Annotated in this window: 14 protein-coding genes; 8 read left to right on the forward strand and 6 right to left on the reverse strand. The window is 47.1% G+C overall.

Annotation, left to right across the window (positions count from 1 at the left end; genetic code table 11):
- Nucleotides 1–21: 21 nt before the first annotated feature.
- Both BMW79_RS21115 and BMW79_RS21120 read left to right on the forward strand, forming a co-directional pair.
- Nucleotides 22–3,477: a SusC/RagA family TonB-linked outer membrane protein gene (locus BMW79_RS21115; RefSeq protein ID WP_089897827.1), complete on the forward strand. Its 3,456-nt coding sequence runs from the start codon at nt 22–24 to the stop codon at nt 3,475–3,477.
- A 37-nt stretch (nt 3,478–3,514) separates the two neighbouring features.
- Entirely contained in the window at nt 3,515–4,954 is a 1,440-nt protein-coding gene (locus BMW79_RS21120) for a RagB/SusD family nutrient uptake outer membrane protein (protein ID WP_089897829.1), read from the forward strand.
- Between the two features lie 54 nt (nt 4,955–5,008).
- Here the strand turns inward: BMW79_RS21120 and BMW79_RS21125 are convergent, their stop codons facing one another.
- Nucleotides 5,009–6,253 carry a PQQ-dependent sugar dehydrogenase gene (locus BMW79_RS21125; RefSeq protein ID WP_245752621.1) on the reverse strand — a complete coding sequence of 415 codons (1,245 nt, stop codon included), beginning with the start codon at nt 6,251–6,253 and terminating at the stop codon, nt 5,009–5,011.
- 199 nt (nt 6,254–6,452) lie between these two features.
- Between BMW79_RS21125 and BMW79_RS21130 the strand changes: the two genes are divergently transcribed.
- From BMW79_RS21130 to BMW79_RS21150, 5 genes are all read left to right on the forward strand, one after another.
- Nucleotides 6,453–8,093 carry a peptide MFS transporter gene (locus BMW79_RS21130; protein ID WP_089904025.1) on the forward strand — a complete coding sequence of 547 codons (1,641 nt, stop codon included), beginning with the start codon at nt 6,453–6,455 and terminating at the stop codon, nt 8,091–8,093.
- A 21-nt stretch (nt 8,094–8,114) separates the two neighbouring features.
- The gene (locus tag BMW79_RS21135; RefSeq protein ID WP_089897831.1) at nt 8,115–8,681 is read left to right on the forward strand and encodes a DUF4256 domain-containing protein; all 567 of its coding nucleotides are present in this window, start codon (nt 8,115–8,117) and stop codon (nt 8,679–8,681) included.
- Between the two features lie 275 nt (nt 8,682–8,956).
- The gene (ppsA, locus tag BMW79_RS21140) at nt 8,957–11,557 is read left to right on the forward strand and encodes a phosphoenolpyruvate synthase (RefSeq protein WP_089897833.1); all 2,601 of its coding nucleotides are present in this window, start codon (nt 8,957–8,959) and stop codon (nt 11,555–11,557) included.
- A 95-nt stretch (nt 11,558–11,652) separates the two neighbouring features.
- The gene (locus BMW79_RS21145; protein WP_089897834.1) at nt 11,653–12,816 is read left to right on the forward strand and encodes a toxin-antitoxin system YwqK family antitoxin; all 1,164 of its coding nucleotides are present in this window, start codon (nt 11,653–11,655) and stop codon (nt 12,814–12,816) included.
- Between the two features lie 68 nt (nt 12,817–12,884).
- Nucleotides 12,885–13,232 (forward strand): lipocalin-like domain-containing protein, encoded by a 348-nt coding sequence (locus tag BMW79_RS21150; protein WP_089897836.1) that lies wholly within the window; start codon nt 12,885–12,887, stop codon nt 13,230–13,232.
- 39 nt (nt 13,233–13,271) lie between these two features.
- Here the strand turns inward: BMW79_RS21150 and BMW79_RS21155 are convergent, their stop codons facing one another.
- The 3 genes from BMW79_RS21155 to BMW79_RS21165 all read right to left on the reverse strand — a co-directional run bounded on the left by BMW79_RS21155 (nt 13,272) and on the right by BMW79_RS21165 (nt 16,543).
- Nucleotides 13,272–14,099 (reverse strand): hypothetical protein, encoded by an 828-nt coding sequence (locus BMW79_RS21155; protein ID WP_089897838.1) that lies wholly within the window; start codon nt 14,097–14,099, stop codon nt 13,272–13,274.
- A gap of 175 nt (nt 14,100–14,274) precedes the next feature.
- Nucleotides 14,275–15,579 (reverse strand): DUF3108 domain-containing protein, encoded by a 1,305-nt coding sequence (locus BMW79_RS21160; protein ID WP_089897840.1) that lies wholly within the window; start codon nt 15,577–15,579, stop codon nt 14,275–14,277.
- A 130-nt stretch (nt 15,580–15,709) separates the two neighbouring features.
- Entirely contained in the window at nt 15,710–16,543 is an 834-nt protein-coding gene (locus BMW79_RS21165) for a DUF899 domain-containing protein (protein ID WP_177192271.1), read from the reverse strand.
- Between the two features lie 410 nt (nt 16,544–16,953).
- Here BMW79_RS21165 and BMW79_RS21170 point away from each other — a divergent pair, with 410 nt between their 5' ends.
- Nucleotides 16,954–18,531, forward strand: coding sequence for a right-handed parallel beta-helix repeat-containing protein (locus tag BMW79_RS21170; protein ID WP_089897842.1), 1,578 nt, complete (start codon nt 16,954–16,956; stop codon nt 18,529–18,531).
- A 76-nt stretch (nt 18,532–18,607) separates the two neighbouring features.
- On the opposite strand, the gene BMW79_RS21175 is transcribed toward BMW79_RS21170, so the two are convergent.
- Together BMW79_RS21175 and BMW79_RS21180 are read right to left on the reverse strand one after the other, a co-directional pair.
- On the reverse strand, nt 18,608–20,080 hold the full coding sequence (locus BMW79_RS21175; RefSeq protein ID WP_245752622.1) for a HAMP domain-containing sensor histidine kinase: 1,473 nt from the start codon (nt 20,078–20,080) through the stop codon (nt 18,608–18,610).
- A complete protein-coding gene (locus tag BMW79_RS21180) occupies nt 20,077–20,781 on the reverse strand; it encodes a response regulator transcription factor (protein ID WP_089904033.1) in 705 nt (234 codons plus the stop codon). The genes BMW79_RS21175 and BMW79_RS21180 overlap by 4 nt, the downstream gene beginning before the upstream one ends.
- Between the last annotated feature and the right edge of the window lie 8 nt (nt 20,782–20,789).

Here is a 20,789-nt window from a genome sequence, read left to right on the forward strand (position 1 = left end):
TTTAAACTCAACCAAAGTTACATGAAAAAATGTAAAGGGGAATGTCATGTCTTTTCCTTTCGGGGCAAGGTATTCCAGAACAATGAAAAGCCGGATCCAACCCCCGGTAAGTTATCATTCATCAAAGTAATTATGCGTTTTGCACTACTCCAATTATTACTGGTATCTATTACCGCCTCCCTTTGCTGGGCTTCGCCGGCATCGGCTCAAGGCGCGCTGGAGAAAAAAGTAAGCGCCAGTTTTAATGCACAGCCATTGGCTGCCGTGTTACAACAGCTGGGAAAAAAAACAGGCGTACGCTTTGTGTACAACGATCAGATCCTGGAGAAAAGTAAGCCCGTAACCGCCAGCTTCCGGGCTTCTACGCTCAAACAGGTGCTTGCTACACTGCTGCCCGCTGATCAGATCAGTTTTGAACTGGTAGATGATAAATTCATCATCCTGAAAGTAAAGCCGGTTGCGGGCATCGTTCTCACTGCGCCGGATATTGCTCCCGCAGCACCGGTAATAGCCGCCGTGGTGGCCGATACGTTTACGGTAAAAGGAACAGTAGTGGATAAAGATGGTAACCCTTTACCGGGAGCGACGGTAGGTGTGAGAAAAACCACCCGTGGTACTACTACCGATGCACAAGGTCGTTTTTCCATCCGCCTCAATGATGGCGAAACACTGGAATACCGCATGGTGGGCTACCAGTCGGGCAGCATACAGCCAACAGCCGGCAGCCCGGTGAAGATTACCCTGGAATCAGCGGTATCCAACCTGGAAGATGTAGTTGTTCTGGGCTATGGCACCAGCCGTAAAAAAGACCTGACCGGCGCCATTACCACCGTGAAAAGCGATGTATTGAAAAATGTACCGGTTACCCGTGTAGACCAGATGCTCCAGGGTAAAGCTGCCGGCGTGCAGATTACTTCCATCAGCGGCGCGCCGGGTACGGGAACGTCTATACGTATCCGTGGGGGCAACTCTGTGAATGCAGATAACGAACCGCTGTATGTGATAGATGGATTGATCGGTGCAGGTGACCTGAACCTTATTAACCCGGAAGATATTGAATCCATACAGATCCTGAAAGATGCTTCTGCTACAGCTATCTACGGTGCACGTGGCGCCAACGGCGTCATCATCGTTACCACAAAAACAGGTAAAACCGGCGAAGATAAAATCAATGTAAACATTTACAACGGCTGGCAACAGGTACCCAAATATATTGACATGATGGGGGCGGCGGATTTTGCAAAGCTGGCCAACGAAAGTTCTAAAGACTACGGCGGGCCTGTACTTTACAGCAACCCGGATTCATTGGGCCGTGGAACCGACTGGCAACGGGAAGTTTCGCGGGTAGCACCTATGCAGAATATAACGTTGAGCACCAGCGGCGGAAAAGATAACTATCACTATTTTTTATCTGCCAACTACCTGAACCAGGATGGTATCATCATCAATTCCGGCTTTAAGCGTTACCAGTTAAGGGTGAACCTCGACAAATACGTAAAAAAGAATGTGAAAGTGGGCACCATCCTGAACATCGGCCGCTCTGAAATCAAGAATAATACGGTTTCTCTCGGCGGACAAAACTACGGGCAATCTGCCTTGTCGTATAACCCCGCCTCTACGGTGTACAACCCGGACGGCTCCTTTACCAGTAAAAAGCCAAACGATCAGATGGTGTACGAGAACCCCGTAGCGCAAGGTACTTTACCGGTAGACAATACCACCAGCAATAATATCATCGGCAACCTGTATGTACAGTGGGACATCATTCCCGGTCTTACTTTCAAATCGCTCTTTGGTTCCGAACTGAATTTTATAAAGAACAATACCTACTCACCAGGCAGTCTGCCAACAAGGACATCAGACAGCAAAGGAGGATTGGCCACCAGCGGCGTCGGCAACAGGCTGATGTGGCTGAGTGAAAATACGGTGACCTACGATAAACAGATCGGCAAAGATCACCATATCAATATCCTGGCCGGTACCACCTATCAAACCTCCAACGCCGACACCATTGGCGCCACCGGAGACAAATATGCCACCGACATCTTCCAGTATAATAACCTTGGAGCCACCGACCAGACCACCTTCCGGATAGGATCCAGATATGAACAGTTTACCATTGTATCTTTCCTGGGAAGAATTAATTACAGTTATAAAGATAAATACCTGTTTACCCTCACCGGCAGATCAGACGGCGCCTCCCGCTTTGCAGAAAATCATAAGTATGCCTTTTTCCCTGCTGCGGCAGTAGCCTGGCGCATGGAAGAAGAACCTTTTATCAAACAACTCAACGTGTTTGACAACCTGAAATTACGCGCCAGTTATGGTTACAATGGTAACCAGGCTATTCAGACCTACTCTTCTCTCGCCGCACTCAGCTCTGTCAGCGGATATATGATCGGCGGCAAACAGATCCTCGGTTATGTACAATCGCAGTTGCCCAATCCCGATCTGAAATGGGAAACAACCCGTCAGTTTGATATGGGCCTGGAAGCGGGTTTCCTGAAAGGTAAGATCAGCGTGGAAGTGGATTACTATAATAAACGTACCAAAGACCTGTTGCTCAGTCAGCAGCTACCCACACAAACCGGTTTCACCAGCAAGATTACCAATATCGGTATAGTAGAAAATAAAGGGGTGGAATTGCTCATCAACACCCAGAATATTTCCCGTAAAAACTTCAGTTGGGAAACCTCTTTCAACATCTCCGGCAACCGCAGTAATGTGGTAGACCTGGGCGGCGTAGAAAGTTTCAACCTGGCAGGGATTGATTTCGGCGGTTACAGCACTGTGAGCAAATTACAGGTGGGCCACCCGGTAGGCACCTTCTGGGGCGCAACCTACTATGGCGTACGTAAAACGAATGATGTACCAAAAGGCGCCGTGGATCCCAGCGCCAATCCAAAATTAGGCGATCCTTTATATGTAGACCGTAACGGCGATGGTAAATTCGGAGAAGAAGATTTTAGCGAGATTGGTAACGGTAACCCCAAATTCTTTGGTGGAATCGGTAACACGTTCCGTTATAAAAATTTATCGCTGAACATCTACTTCCAGGGATCCTTTGGTAACGACGTGATGAACCTGGCGGATGATTTCTACAAAACAGGAGAGCCACTGACCAACCAGTACGCCATGATCAAAGACCGCTGGTCGCCATCCAATCCCAACTCCGATATTCCGCGTGTTAACTCCCGGAACTATATCCCTTCTACCATGTGGGTATACAAAGGTTCTTTCCTGCGGCTGAAATCTGTGAACCTGGGCTATAACCTCAGCGGCGCCCAAATGCATAGCAAATGGATCAATAACCTGAATGTATATATTACAGCTACCAATCTTTTCAATATCACCAACTACCCTTACTACGATCCTGAAACCAACTCCTACGGTACCAGTTCTACCCTGCGCGGCTTTGACAACACCAACTATCCGCAGAACAGAACCTATGCCGTTGGCGTGAACCTGACATTATAATAAAGCGGTCGATTGATGATATTTTAAACAAACAATCATGAAGAAAATAATTTTAATAGCCATAGCATTTGCCTCTTTTACTTCCTGCCAGCAATCGCTGACGGAAGAACCTAAGAGTTTCCTTTCTCCTGAACAGTTCTTTAAATCCGACCAGGACGCCATACAGGGCGTAAACGGCGCTTATTACTGGCTGGTGGGCAGCTATCCCAACCGGCTCTTTCAACAGGAATTATGGTCTGTATTAGACGAGAATTGTGATGTGATCAGATCTCCGCATCCGGGGCCCCTGAATCTCACTGCCGGATCGCCGGGCTCCGCACCGGTCATGTACAGCGGTCTTTATAAAGGCATCTATGCTGCCAACCTGGTGATCGACAAGGTGACTAAATCGCCGGGGATTTCCCCCGAAACAAAAAAGCGGGTACTGGGAGAAGCCAAATTCCTGCGGGCACTTTTCTACTATTACCTTACAGGCTTATTCGGCGATGCCGTACTGTATACGGAAAGCAACTATGCCAATATCGATGCATCGAAAACATTCCCGAGAACACCGGTAGCGGATATACGTAAACAGATGATTGCCGATCTTACCGAAGCGGCAGCGGGTTTACCGGCCACCTATACTATTGCTGACAAAGGACGCGCCACCAGCGGCGCCGCCCTGGCCCTGCTCACCAAAGTATATTTATGGACAAAGGATTTTCCAAAGGCAGAAGAAACCGCGTTGAAAATAAAGACAGCCGGCAATTACATCCTGTTGGACGATTACGCATCGGTATTCAGCGCCAGCAATGAATTCAACAAAGAATCCATTTTTGAAATAGATTTCCAGACAGATCTGCTAAACAGCTACCAGCATGCTTTTTACTCTCCCAACAATACCGTTGGCGTAGAGCCTTTCAAAAGCAAGCCCTGGTACCGCAGCTATGTGCCGTATCATACTTTTGCCAATAGCTTTGATCCGAAAGACAAAAGAAAAGCCGCCATTATAGCCACCGGTTATAACGGGCAGGCCTTTGCACCAGACGCCACCAACAAGGTAGATGTATGGTTCGGCCCGAAATGGTGGCGCCTCGATGCCGGCGAACGTAACAGCGGCCTGGATATTTATTTGCTGAGATATGCCGACGTATTGCTCATGCTGGCAGAAGCAGCCAATGAAAACGGGCATAATGATGTGGCTTTCGGCGCCCTGAATGAAGTAAGGAAGAGAGCCGGACTGGATGATGCTGCCGGTCTTTCGCAGGACCAGTTCAGGAATGAAATATACCAGGAGCGTGCCTGGGAACTCTGCGGAGAAGGGCACCGCCGCTTTGATCTGGCCAGGTGGGGCAAATATCCGCAGGCAGCTGTAACGGCCTCCGCTACAGAAGAACCGGAGTTATCGGCCTCTTACAAGCCTTATTATGTACTGTTACCCATTCCGGCAACGGAAGTGCAGAAGAATCCTGCACTGGGGCAGAATACAGGATACTAAAAAAAATGGCGTCTCAAAAATATTGAGACGCCATTTTTTTTATTGGTGATCTTGTTATTTTTTTGAGATCCGGTACAGTTTACCCATATCCGTTATAGCATACAGGGCGCCGTCTTTTCCTTCTGTAATATCACGGAAGCGTTGTCCTTCTCCGGCGAGTAAACGCTCTTCTCCCACTACCTTGTTATTTTCAATAACCAGCCGCGCAATATGCGTTCTGCTCAGGCTGGCAATGAACAGGTTATTCTTCCATTCAGGCAGGCCATTACCGCTATAAAAAGTAATACCGCTTGGTGAAATAACCGGGTCCCAGTAGTAAACGGGTTGTTCCAGTCCTTCTTTCTGCTGCAGGCTATCTCCTACTTTTTCGCCGCTATATTCGATACCGTAGGTAATAATGGGCCAGCCATAGTTTTTACCTGGTTCGATACGATTCAGCTCATCGCCTCCTCTCGGACCGAATTCTGTTTCCCACAGATCGCCGGTGGCCGGGTTAAAGGCCAGCCCCTGTACGTTGCGGTGGCCATAGGAGTAGATCTCCGGCCTGATACCCGTTTTTCCAAGAAAAGGATTGCCGGCTGCAGGTTGCCCGTCTTTGGTAATCCTTACCACTTTACCTAATCCGGAGTTCAGGTCCTGCGCCTGTGGCCTGGTTTCGAGATCAGAACGTTCGCCGGTGCTTACCAGCAGGTTACCGTCTTTGTCAAACACAATCCGGCCGCCATAATGCAGGTCGCTTTTATGCGCCGGCGTGGCGCGATATATAACGGCGGCATTTTCTATTTTCTTTTCATCTGCCGATAATTTTCCTTTTGCCACGGCAGTAAGTGTGCCTTCGGGTCTTTCTTCAGAAAACACCCAGTACACCATCCGGTTGCTTCCGAAATCAGGATCCACACGGATACCCAGTAAACCGCCCTGTCCGGCGAACTTTACCGGAAGGATACCGGTGATCGGCTCACTTAATTTTCCGTCGGTAGATGCGATACGCAATACGCCGCTTTTCTCGGTGATGATTAAACGACCATCCGGGAGATTGGTAATTCCCCAGGGAGATTTAAGCGTGCTATCCAGCACTTTATAATCATATGGTGTCACGGTTTTCACGCTGCCAATCCGGGTTTGTCCTGCGAACGCAGGTTTGTAATCAGAGTTGGCTTTGGTGTTTTCTACCGGTGCGCCGGTGCTGTCTGTTTTCACTACGGGCGACTTTGGTGTGCCTTCTCCGCAGGATACCAGAGCGGATACCCCGCCAATACAGATCATGGTTAAATAGTGATGCTTCAAATGCTTGTACATATACTTCCTTCAGTTATTTACTTTAAAATCTTCTTAAATATAATATAAGTTCACTTAAAAGCAACAGGTAAACAGGAGCAGCGGGCAGCTGCACTTTATGAACGGCAATGTTTAATTCCCTGCTTTGCCTTATTTTCGCAATTTGGCGGTAGCGGCTGATATCGTTTTACCGCGATATAATTTTTATCATTTGGCCTATATGAAGAAGTCGAGCAATCATCCAACAGCATTGCCCTTCCTGTTTCTGTCCGAAATGTGGGAGCGGTTTGGTTTTTACCTGATCCTGGGAATTTTCCAGCTATACCTGACAGACACGGCGAAAGGCGGATGGGGCATGGATCGTGCAACAGCTGCAGATATCTTTGGTACCTTTATCGCTTTTGTATACCTCACTCCTTTTCTTGGTGGCCTGATCGCCGACCGTAAACTCGGATACAGCAAATCTATTATTATCGGGGGCATATTAATGGGCATCGGGTACATAGGCCTGGCAGTACACCACCTGACCGTTTTTTATCTTTCGCTGGCACTGATCTGTATCGGGAATGGCTTTTTCAAACCCAATATCTCCACTTTACTGGGGAATGTATATAACGATGAAAAGTACCGTAGCCGTAAGGATACGGGGTATAATATCTTTTACATGGGTATTAATATCGGTGCTTTTATCTGTAACTTCTTTGCAGCTTTTCTTCGCAATACCATCGGCTGGGGCGCCGCTTTCATCGCTGCCGGCATCGGCATGTTCCTCGGTGTACTGATTTTTGCGATCGGGATGAAACACTATCGCCATGCGGATGTGCGCAAACCGGAACAGCCAGGCGATATGCCGCTGAGCAGGATTTTCTCCGTGGTATTCCTGCCTGCTATTGTGGTTGGACTGGGCGCCTGGTTTATTCCCGGCAATATCTTCGGATCTGATTCCACGGATGCTTTCATCTTTGCCTGTATCCCGATATTATTCTTCTTTGTATCTCTCCTGATAAAGGCAGATGCCAAAGACCGCAAACCAATATCCGCACTGCTGGCGATCTTCGCCGTATCTATTGTATTCTGGGCCGTATTCAAACAGAATGGTACCGCGCTCACTACCTGGGCGCAATACTATACCGACCGCGAAATTCCTGCTGCCATAGAGCAACCGGCACAACGCCTGTACCTTGTAGAAACCATTCAGAACAAGCCCGATTCCGTAACCGCCTTTGATGATGAGTTCCGGGTGATACGTGATGCTGCAGGCAAACCGGAAAAAGTATGGGGCAAGGTGCCTTATTTCAAAAACGTAGCGCCGGAGAAAATGCCGGTAGAAGGAAAAAGCGTGAGTTTGTATAATACTGAATTGTTTCAATCTATCAATCCATTCTTCGTTATTACGCTGACGCCCCTGATCGTCGCGTTCTTTGCCTTGCTGCGCAGGCGTAACAAAGAACCGTCTACCCCGTCGAAAATAGCGTGGGGCCTGCTCATATCGGCATTATCCACACTGATGATGGTAGGCGCGGTATATGTGTGCAGCAATGGCGCTATCAAAGCGTCGCCCTGGTGGCTGATAGGTTGTTATGGCGTTATCACGGTGGGAGAACTGTTCCTCAGCCCGATGGGATTGTCGCTCGTATCAAAACTAAGTCCTGTGCGCATTACTTCCCTGATGATGGGAGGCTGGTTCCTGGCTACTTCTATCGGGAATAAACTCTCGGGAATTCTGGCTACCTTGTGGGATACCTATGATAATAAAGCAAATTATTTCCTGGTGAACTTCCTGCTACTCGGCGGAGCTGCGGCGGTGATTTTTATGATGCTGGGCTGGCTGAACAGGATTTTCAAGGAGCATGTAAAATAACTTTATCAATGCACCCATCATATGAAAAGCACTAAAAAGAAATTGTCCGCCGAACAAAGCCAGTCGCTGCTCAGCGTACTGGCTACGCGCTTTGAGAAAAACAAAAACCGTCATAAAGGCCTGGAGTGGGCGAAAGTACAAGCCAGGCTGGAAGCCCATCCGGAGAAGCTGTGGTCGATCGATGAGATGGAAATTACCGGTGGAGAACCGGATGTGGTGGGTTTTGATAAGAAAACAGGGGAATTTATATTTTACGATTGCTCCGCCGAAACGCCCAAAGGCCGTAGAAGTATCTGTTATGATCATGAGGCGCTGGAAGCAAGAAAGGAACATAAACCAGCCAACAGCGCGGTAGAAATGGCCGCTGATATGGGTATTACGCTCTTAACCGAAGAGCAGTACCGCGAATTACAGCAGTTGGGCAACTTCGATACCAAAACATCCAGCTGGATTGCAACACCTCCCGCGATCAGAAAACTTAACGGCGCACTCTTTATGGATCGCCGGTACGATCATGTTTTCCTATATCATAACGGGGCGGAATCTTACTATGCAGCCCGGGGCTTCCGTGGCGCGTTGCGGGTATAACCTCCTTCAGCATCAGGGTCTGGCCATCTCCGGCAGGCCCTGACATCCTTCTTTCTCTCTGCTGTCAATGCTTTTACGGCATCTCCCTATATAAAAAAACCGGTCGCTGACCGGCATTTAAACGGGCTTGCAAACCCCTCTATTTTGTAAGATAACGCCCTCACTTATAGCATTATTGTGCACAAAAAAATATAGTTATAAAACCGTGTTTTGCTGCGTCAGACCGTATACTTTTGGTCCTTCATCTCTCCCAAAAAATCATCAAAAAGAAAAGAATGAGCAACTATGTAGTCCGTTTTCAGGAGACCGGCAAATCCGATGTAACAACAGTGGGCGGTAAGGGCGCCAACCTCGGCGAACTATCGCGGATCGAAGGGATACGCGTGCCGGAAGGCTTTTGTGTTACCACCGCAGCATACAAAATGATTACCGGAAACCATCCCGGGCTACATGCACTCCTGGAGGAACTGGCAGATCTGCAAATTGTTGAACGGGAAAGGATCAGCGTCGTCAGCGCAAAAATCCGGGCTATCATTGAAAATATTCCTATTGCCGGTGATATTGCAGCAGCCATCACCGGCCAACTGCATCAATCGGGCGTAAACGAAGCTTATGCGGTGCGATCCAGTGCAACGGCCGAAGATCTTCCAACAGCCTCTTTTGCAGGTCAACAGGATACTTATCTGAATATCACCGGCCTCCCCTCCATCTTACATCATATCAGCAGATGCTGGGCATCGCTCTTTACCGACAGGGCCGTCACCTATCGCATCCAGCAAGGTATTGACCACCGTAAAGTACAGCTGTGCGTGGTAGTACAGTGCATGGTATTCCCGGAGGCAGCGGGCATATTGTTTACCGCTGATCCCATAACGGGCCACCGGAAAGTATTGTCCATCGACGCCGGCTTCGGACTTGGAGAAGCAATGGTGTCGGGCCTGGTTACAGCGGATCTCTACAAAGTGCATCATGATCAAGTCATTGAAAAGAAGATTGCTGCAAAGCAACTCGCGATCTATGCGTTGAAAGAAGGAGGCACCAGGGAGCAGGTGCTTACACCCGAACAGCAAACCAGCCAGGTATTGACAGACAAACAGATTTTAGCCCTGGCGCATACAGGCCGGAAAATCGAAAGTCATTTCGGCACGCCGCAGGATATAGAATGGTGCCTGGCGGGAGATGAATTTTATATTGTCCAGAGCCGCCCCATCACCACCCTATACCCGGTTCCGGAAGCGAATGACAACGGTAATCACGTGTATGTATCTGTTGGACATAACCAGATGATGACCGATGCCATGAAACCATTGGGATTGTCGTTCTTCCTGCTGGTTAGCCGCGCACCCATGCGCACGGCCGGTGGAAGAATATTTATTGATATCACCGCGATGCTGTCTTCTCCTTCCGGCAGGGAAAAAGTGATCAGCGACCTGGGCAAATCAGATCCGCTCATAAAAGATGCACTGCTGGCGGTTACAGCGCGGGAAGACTTTATAAAAATATTACCACCGGATCAGCAACCACCCACACATGGAAAAAGCCTTTCGGATATAGAAATCCCCGCAACTCTGGATCCTGCGGTGGTGCATGATCTGATCAGGAACAGCCAGGCATCGCTAGCCACCCTGAAAACAAATATCCAAACCAAATCGGGAGCTGAATTATTTGATTTTATCCGGGAAGATATCCCGCGACTGCAGCAGGTGTTGTTTGAGCCCAGGAATATGCAGGCACTGCTGGCCGGTATCAATGCTTCGTCCTGGATCAATGAAAAAATGTACGAATGGCTGGGAGAAAAAGGAGTAGCTGATACCCTTTCCCAATCCGTCCCCAACAATATCACCTCGGAAATGGGCCTTGCATTGTTGGATGTGGCAGATGTGATCCGGCCTTATCCGGCCATCATTGCCTATTTACAACAGGTAAAAGACGATCAGTTCCTGGATGCGTTGATTCAATTTGATGGTGGGCAGGAAGTAACAGATGCCATCCATACATTCCTCCACAAATACGGCATGCGCTGCAGCGGAGAAATCGATATCAGCAAAACCCGCTGGGCAGAAAAACCTGCTATCCTCATTCCTATGATACTCAGTAATATCAGGAACTTCCGGCCCAATGCCGGCACGAAGAAATTTGAAGAAGGCTTACAGGAAGCATTGAGAAAAGAAGAGGAAATAATGGATCGCCTGCAGCAACTACCGGATGGCGCTCAAAAAGCAAAAGAAACAAAGCAGCAGATCGACCAGCTCCGGCATTTCATTGGCTACCGTGAATATCCAAAATACGGTATTGTAAGTCACTATTTCGTTTACAAGCAGGCAATACTAAAAGAAGCTGAACGCCTGTTACAGGCGAATGTGATCCGAGAAAAAGAAGATATCTACTATCTCACCTTTGAGGAACTCCGGGAACTCGTCCGCACTCACAAAGCAAACGACCAGTTGATCATCCAACGAAAAGAAGCATACCGGCTATACGAAAAAATGACACCTCCGCGTGTAATCACCTCTGATGGGGAAATCATCACGGGTCGATACAAACACGATCATCTACCCGCTAATGCAATTGCCGGGCTGGCAGTATCTTCCGGGATCATTGAAGGTCGTGCACGCGTGATTCTCCGCATGGAAGAAGCCAACCTGGAAGAAGGCGATATATTGGTTACACCGTTTACAGACCCCAGCTGGACAGCACTGTTTGTGGCCATAAAAGGCCTGGTGACCGAAGTAGGCGGACTGATGACCCATGGAGCCGTTATTGCGCGTGAATACGGTTTGCCGGCAGTTGTTGGGGTAGAACATGCGACCCGGTTGATCAGAGACGGACAGCGGATCCGGGTGAATGGTACCGATGGATTTGTAGAAATACTTTAAGCGGGGTTGATCAGGATAACATCATACGGCCTTCATGTTTATTCTTTATCTTAGATTTACATTATACCTATACTTATCGCCCGAAAATCGCATTCATGATCAAATCTCTCCTGATATTATTTTTCATCGTGGTTTCAAGTCTGTATGCAATCGGACAAAATTCCAGGGAAAATATAATTTATATAGTAGATTCCATACCGGTAATTGATGATCCGGAAGAAGAAAATCAATTACTACCCGAAGACATAGCGGATGTCACTGTTATAAAAAATAAAGACACCTTAAAAATACTGGGTTACGACAAATTCGACGGCGCCATCTACCTGTTTACGATAGCATACCGGAAAAGAGCTGATGACATCAAAAGTATTCCTTCTTCAAAGCAAATGGAGAGAAAAAACGGTATCTGGCATTTCAACGGTAGCCCCTACAGTGGCTTATTTATAGACTATTATTACAGCGGAAGGAAACAGGGTGAGGGTACTTTTCAAAATGGAACCTTAAGTGGGAAACGAACTATGTATTATCAAAATGGCAAGATAGCTACAGAAAGATACTATCGGGATGGTATTGAAAATGGGATGGAGAAAGAATATTATGAAGACGGCTCACTAAAACAAAAAGGAGTATTCCTCAATGGTAAAGAAACCGGCCTTTGGGAAATGTACTTCCCAAATGGACAGGTAAAACAACGAAATAATTTCCAGGATGGCAATATGGAGGGGGAAGTAACCATTTACTATTCGACGGGGAAGATACTGGCGGTGGAAGTAGCTAAAAACGGGAAAATAACCCCAGATAAACGTCTTGAAAAGGTAGAAGCAATAATAAAAAAAGGATACGCTAATAGTAAAGAAGGAGATTATAAATCAGCCATTAAAAACTATTCAAAAGCGATTGCCATTGACAGCGCAAATGCGGAAGCCTTCTTTGCAAGAGGCACCGACAAGCTAAATGACTTTCAATTCGATGAGGCAATTCTCGACTTTAATAAGGCATTGGAAATTGAACCCTACTACAAAAAAGCTTTATCCAACAGGGCTTTTGCAAGGATCAGGAAATACCAGTACGGCTCCGGCAGAAAATTATCAGAGAATCACGGTGTAACCGTTATTGCCTCAAAAGATAAGCCCGACATTCCGGCAAATGAGCTGGCGATCATCTGCGCCGACTTAAAACAGGCCATCTTCCTGGGTGATAGAGGGTCGATGATCATCAACGCGGCGGAAGAATTCTGCAGAACAAACAGCCCCAAATAGCTAAAAATGGGAACAGATATCCTTCCTGTTAAATGTAGAAACACTATCTTACCTCCAAATTTACAGATATGAAACCGCTGCTTATTTTATCTTTTTGCCTGATCAGCCTGGCGAGCAAGGCTCAAACCGCCAAAGAACTGATAGGGAAATGGAAACTGGTCAAAGAAACGAAGGATGGTGTTGTAAAAGCGCCCAGAGAAGCTTGCCAGATATTCAAAGACGGGGGCGAGTTTAAAGGAGTGAATGGGAATAATTCCCGTAATGGAAAGTGGAAGCTTTCTGATGATAACAAAGAACTTACCATTAAGATCAGTATCATCTCCCTGACTTTCAGCGTAGATTACTTTGACGCCAGGAAAAGGGTGATCACCAATGATAAAACCGGCACACTGGAATATGAAAAAGTAGACAACTAAATGTTGAATAATAGCGGGGGGCTAATTACTGCTCCCTGCTTACAATTTACCTGTACTCTTAAAATAGATTAATAACACCAGGTAGATGAGAAAGAACAATCCCAAAATGCCCAACACAATCATCCAAACCATTTTCACCAACGACTTCCTGTTTGCCGGTGCAGGGCGCTTGTAGTTCCTGAATAAATAAGCTATCAGCCCCACACCACCAATAACGGCTATCATAAACAGTATCCCTGAACAGAAGTTCTTCATTATACTACCACTCCAATAAAACAAGGCCTGGCCGGCAAAGAACCGGCTCCGCTCGGGCTGTGCGTCATTTACGAGAATCACATAGCTTCTCTCCTGCTGTATCTCATTGAACTGATCCTTCACGCGCGCTTTTAAATAATCTCCTTTGGTATTTGAAAATATAGGGAAAGAGTAAAACCGGAGTGCTGCCTTTTGTTGCTGTTGGATGTAGTGGTCGGCTACATGATAGCGATAACTGATATCAACGTAACCGTATAAATTGCCTTTTTGCCGGTATACCCCATACGCAGCATCGGAAATTTCGCCTTCTACGCTATGATAGGCCGGATGTGTCCATTGAAATTCCTTTACGCGCAGATAGGGGGAAACGGAGTATAAAAGCAGTATCAGCAGATAGGTGAATCCCGCATAAGTAAGATATCCTTCCAGGTTGCTACGGTTCAACCGTTGCTTTTCTGGTCGCCGAATGTTGTATACAACATACAGTAACAATCCAGTTAAAAGGCTGTAAATAGCCAGCTGAAAAGGGTTCCAGACAAACACAAAAAAGAAGCTGATAACTGCCAGTACAATATATCCGAAAATGTTTTTCGCAAGGCTTTTCTTATCCATTTAAACGATTTGGGCTGCCTAAAGATATAAAATAAAGGATGGCTTTCGCCGATACCTGCCAGGCAAATGCCAAAACGATATATCAGGCATATATACAACATGCTATGCTATCTCCGAATAGGCCTAAAAAAACCGCATACACGGATGTATGCGGCCCCCATTAACTTATTTATACTCAGGCGTGGGTTTTCTTTAGCTTCACTTCCACTTTTTCGCCGGGCTTGCTCACCTTCACCACCTTTTTTACAACGGCGCCACTGCCTACGCTGTAGCTCCTGTCGACCGTATTGGTACTGGAGCCCTGGAACATACCATTGATGTAGTGATCTGTATAACCCACCACTTCTGCCTGTGTGTAGGAATGGTCGAATCCGAACTCCGTATATAACAGGTATTCACCGGGCATAAGGTTTACAAATTCGAAATGTCCCTGATCATCATACACATTTGTTGCTTTTATACACTGCGCGGCATCATCTGACAATGCGATTCCTTCCCGGCCTTTCTTGCGCTGCGACTCATTTACCGAAATCCATTCTTTAAAGTATTCATTATAGGGAATGAGAATTACCTGCGTACCACGCGGAGCTACCTGCTTGGCCTTGATGTTCACTACCTGCATTTTGGCGAAGACGGTACCATTGTCGTTGAAGTCGCGCGCAAATACCTGCCCGTAAATAATGGATTTTCCACCTTTCACCATTTTCATGGTAGCGTCTTTGTCAAACGCCGCTTTGATGGAGTTGAAATCGTTTTCCGTATCCACCATCCTGATCTGCTGCCCGTCGCTCCAGGAGTCTATCTGCCATAGCCGCCGGGTTTTCTTATCGATGTAGGAAACCGATTTCTCATTCGTGGCAGGTTCCACCACCGTCACTTCCCACACATCATGTTTGCCGGTATATTTACTCACCCAGGTACTGTTCTTTACTTCCTCTACCACTGCCTTTTTCAGGTTATCATTGTTAGCGGGCTTATATTCGTATACGGGCAAATCAGTACTATAGCCGGAAGACAGTGGCAGCAGCGACAAGAGAAACGGATAGGTATAACTATCTATAAAATACCCGTTACCTGCTTCCTGTATCTGGGTTTTCTTCCCCGTTTTCTTATCTACGTAATAACCCGTTACATTATTCCCGAAATGGAGTACCATATCTTTCAGGGTGCTGTGTGATGCCCGGTAAACAGGTTTGAAGCTGCTCAGGTCAGATATGGCAGTGTCTTTCCACTCTTCGAGTCCGGCAAGCGCAGTGATGGTAGTAAGCGCCAGTTTATCGCCGGAAGTGTTGATACCGATAGTAAAGGTACCTATCTCTGATTCACTGCCATTGTTTACGGTGTAACAGGCCAGTGTATATTTGCCATTCTTCAGCAGTTTGCTGTCGAATTTATCCTGTGCCAAAGCACTGTTACCCATAGCGGTAAGAAATAGTAGTGCAGCCGGAAAAAGGATCGATGGACGGAATTGAGGAAACATATTTTTGATAGTTTTTCAGACACTACAAAAATAAGTAATTGAACCGCCCCGGTATATACCGGCACAAAGGGATACTACCATACCTGTTTACAGGTAGATGCAGCTATATACCCTTCTCTCTTAGTAACATTCAGTGACAACAATCATTTGAATTTTTCTCTTGCTGATATTCGTCGTGGCGGCGCATCCAGAACCCATTTTCGTTGCGTCCCAGCGGAGCCCTGTCCAGCCACTGATAAATATTCCACAGGCCATCCAGCCCACGGGCATAGGCAGAATAGGTATGATAAACGACACCATCGGCCAGCACAAAAGCGCTCATGCCGGGAGCTTCCAGCGCATAGGTGCTCCAATCAGTACCCGTGTCGGATGCCAGTTTTTCTCCTTCCTCAGAGGTGGTATCGGTTGGCGCAATATCGCTTTGACGCGAGGTAACATTACCCTTTGCATAATTGTATCCTATGCTGCCGGCTTGTTGTTGCTCTCTGGTAAATGACACCTGGAAGTCGTAGTTAAAGTCACTGTCATAAGACGAGGCCCAGGGGAATGACCATCCCATCCGCTGTTTGTATGCCTGCAGTTTTTGCAGTGGTGCACGCGATACCGCCCAGAAAGCCACATCATGATGAAACAGGTGATCCCGGATCCCGTTAAAACCATCCGCTATGGCAGAACAATGCGGACATCCAGCTTTGTAATCCGGCCCGAACATGAAGTGATAGATGAGTAATTGCGAGCGTCCGTTGAAAAGGTCGATGAGTTTTACTTTTCCGTTGTCCGTATCCAACTGGTATTCCTTGTCCATTTTAACCCAGGGCAATTCCTGGCGTTTCTGTGCTACCTGATCGCTCAGTTTCGTTAATTCCTTTTCAGCTGCGAGCAGCTCTAACCTGGCAGTCAGCCATTCTTCCGGAGATACCACCTGGTGGTCGCGGATACCGTGTACAGTTTCGATTTTCGTCATAATGTCCTCCTTTATTTACTAACCTGATAAATAAAATGGCGTCCATACGCTTTTGTTCAGCGATATAGCAGACGGTGAAAGTTGTCACCTACCAAAAGTATCACCTAAAAAGCAATTATACAGGGTGCAAAATGGACTTTCTAACGGGTAGATCCGGACATACTGATGGCGTTTCTGCCCTTAAATAATGCCTGTTGAAAACACCGGCATTAACATTCAGCGCTACAGCAACGAACGGGTCCATATGATAACGCTTTGAGTGTAAAGGGTCTGCAACTTTGATCGGATTTTGCACCTGCTTTGTTCCCACTTTTTTGGTGTTTCAATTTGCCTCCGCCAATGGCCCATAATACTTTCGCCCCACAAACCGGGCCGGTTCATCTCACGATTCCACTTTAAACATTCCACACATGAAAAAAATGAAGACTGTCCTTTCATTGCCAGGAGTGCTCCTCCTGCAAATGGTATTACTATGTTCCTGTTACAAAGTGCTGGTGAATCCATCCTACCCGCATGGAGCCGGCCTGGTCACCACCACGCGGTATTATGTGGACAATAACGGGTCCGATACCAGCAATGGTCTCACCCCTGCCACTGCCTGGAAAACCCTTGGCAAAGTGAATTCCATGACCTTTCAGCCCGGCGATTCCGTACTTTTCAAAAGAGGTAACTCCTGGACCGGTTCACTGATCATTAAAAGCGCCGGTACTTCCAGCGCCAGGATTACCTTCAGCGCTTATGGTTCCGGAGATAAACCCCGCATCGTTGGCAACAACAGCACGCTATCAGCGGTACTCATCCAGGATGCCAGGTATCTTACCTTTGAAAACTTTGATGTCAGTCATCCCAGAGCGGTACGCCCTCCGGACATTTCCCTCTGCGGCATTTATGTTGCCCTGGCTACCAACGGCATCTACCCGGGCATCATCATCAAAAACAATCATATCCACGATGTGGAAGGCATGCCCATTACCAACCGGCATCTCCAGGCAGGCATATTCGTCCGTTCCAATGCAGCGCAGGCCTACCTCGATAGTCTGCTCATCGAAGGAAACACGCTTTCACGCTGCTCTTCCAGGGGCATTATGATGGGCGACGGCAGCAACAAAGACACGGCTTTTTACAATAACAACGTTGTCATCCGCCAGAATGTGATCGACAGCACCGCCCTGGAAGGCATCATTGTTTATACCGCTAAAAATGTGCTGATAGAACATAACAGGGTGTTGAACGCCGGCGCCTACACGCTGGGCGTACCGATGAACAGCATTGTACTGGCAGGCTTATGGGGCCGTGGCAAAAATACAACGATCCGGTATAACGAGGTCGCCTACACGCGACTGACCAACCCGGTCCCCTATTCTTCCATGGACTCAGAAGCTTTTGACATCGACCTCAGTACACCGGGATATACCATTATCGAATACAACTACTCCCACGACAATGAAGGCGGTTTCTTTTTGCATATGGGCGATCCCGGACCGGCGTTCACTTATGGAATTGTTCGCTACAACATCAGCCAGAATGATGGCAATGGCTTCGGTAACCGGGTATTTGAATTACATGAACATCCCGGCGGAAAGGTAGTTCCGATCTACGTCTACAACAATACTTTCTACAATACCACCAAAATCGGTGTGCTGGACAGAGCCGGTGGAGCAGGTATTCACCCCGGACTGGAATTCCGGAATAATATCTTCTACGCGCCGGCATTTCAGCTCGATGATCAAACCCATATGATATACGACCATAATGCCTATTACCAGGGACTTAAAGCGGCCAGCGACAGTAACGCCATCACCGCTAATCCATTGCTGGTAGCCCCGGGCACAGGTGGCAATGGTATCAATACCGTGAATGGGTATAAATTATCGCCCGGCTCACCGGCAACAGGAACCGGATTGCTGATCAGTAATAATGGTGGCAAAGATTTCTTTGGCGCCCCGGTGTCTGCAACAATGGCGCCGGCTATTGGTGCAGCCGAATAGACTGGTAAAACAAAAAAGATAGCCCCGGAAAGGCCAATGCTTTCCGGGGCTATTCATCAGATGCCAATACAGCAAACTACGCAGGTATCACAAAACTAAACGTGGCTCCCTTACCCGGCTCACTGATAACATCAATAGAAGTATGATGTAGTTCCAATATTTTTTTCACAATGGCCAAACCTATACCCATCCCTTTTTTAGGAGACACTTCATTGTGCAGTTGTTTATACCGTTCAAAAATATATGCCTGTTCTTCCGGCGCAATTCCCGCCCCGGTATCGGCTACCTGCACCTTTACACCTGTTTTTTCTGCGGAAAGAATAACCCTGATACTACCTCCATCAGGCGTAAATTTAAAAGCGTTGTCTAAAAGATTCTGAAACACTCTTTCTGTAAGGGCGATATCCGCAAATACGCGGGGTAAACGGGGTGTAGCATCCAGGTGAAGAAGAATAGCGCGATCAGCCGCCTTCAACTGGTACGACATTAAAATATCCGAAGCAAGTTCATTGATAAGGAACGGTTCTTTTTCCGGAGTCACCAGGTTGGCTTCCAGCTTTGCATATTGAAAAAGTTGTTCTACCAAACCCGAGAGCTTCTGAGCGCTTCCATGTACCACAGACAGGTATCGCTCTTTGTCGGTTCCGGACAGTTCTTCTTTTTTGATCATCATTGTTTCAATATATCCCAGCATAATAGACAGCGGTGTACGCAGATCATGCGACACATTGGCGATCAACTCCTGCCTGAATTTATCGGTCGCCGTTATTTTATCAAAATTGCTTACGATCACATCTGCCATCTCATTAAATGTAGTAGTAAGTGTAGCCAGATCGCCTTTGGCATTTTCCGGTATCCTGGCGGAATAATCGCCTTCCTTAAAACGCTGCACCACATTGGCTATCTTCCTGATACTGTCTGTTATCAGGAAGAAGGTAATGATACCAACAATAAAAGCAACGGCCAATGCTACAAAGAAAATGTAAGCGCTAAGGCGGATATACAAATGGCTGTTTAATGCGGCTAATACCTGCCGTTGCTTTTCACTTGCCAGAACGGCGTACACATAACCAGACAATCGGCCGTTTTCATAAACCGGAGCTGCCGAAAAAATAGCCGGTTCACCAGGTACCTTCGGATTGTCGCCCATAGGGCGCTCTCCTTCCTTTGTTGCCAGCCACGCTTTTACAATAGCCAGATCTACCCGTCTGAGTTGTACCGTCGTATCAGGTACCACAAAATCTGTTATATTTCCGGCCGTATCCAGTAAATACACCTCCACGCTGGGATTGGCCACCATAGTAGAATGAATGATATCGTGCGTAACAGTGGTATCCGGTTTACCATTCCTGATGGGTTGTGTAAAGGTGGCCAGGTGTTTGGCGATATCGCCATACAATTCCTGGTGTGCGGTTGTATAATACGAGGTAGAAAACTTTGAAGCGATCAGTACAAACACCAATCCCAGCACCACCAATACGCCGGTAAATACCGCTGCAATTTTCCAGAACAGCCGGTTACCTTTTATAGACCTTCTCTTTGTCATCATAACTCCTCATTAAACCTGTAACCGATGCCCCAGGTAGTTAAAATATATTTAGGTACAGATACATCGGCCTCTATTTTCCCACGCAAACGGTTGATGTGGCTGTTTACCGTATGCTCATATCCTTCAAAATCATATCCCCATACCAGGTTCAGCAAACGCTTACGGCTATAACTTTTACCGGGATTCGACGCCAGTAATACCAGCAGCTCAAACTCTTTCGGGGAAAGATCCACGCGAAGTTCGCCCAGGGTTACTTTCCGCTTATCCAGGTCTATTTCCAATCCGTCATACCTGATGACAGAAGTGGTTTCTTTGAGAAATTCCGGAGACCCATTATCTTCGTTTCTCCGGAAAATAACTTTTACACGGGCAATAAATTCTCTGATACTGAAAGGTTTTGTGAGGTAATCATCTGCCCCTGTTTCAAGTCCCATTACCTTATCAATTTCCTCTGATAAGGCAGTCAGCATCAGAATGGGCGTACGCCGGTCCGACTGCCTGATTTTTCTGCACACTTCCATTCCGCTGATGCCCGGTAACATGATATCGAGAATAATAAGATCAAACCGATTCTCCTTCGCCGCAAGCAGTCCTTCCGCCCCATTATCAACAGCTGACACCTCGCAGCCCAGATCTTTCAAATGAATATCGAGCAATTCAATAATTTCCCGGTCGTCTTCGATGATAAGTACTTTTTGCATGTTGATGG

It is taken from the genome of Chitinophaga arvensicola, from assembly GCF_900110835.1.
Taxonomy (GTDB): Bacteria; Bacteroidota; Bacteroidia; order Chitinophagales; family Chitinophagaceae; genus Chitinophaga; species Chitinophaga arvensicola.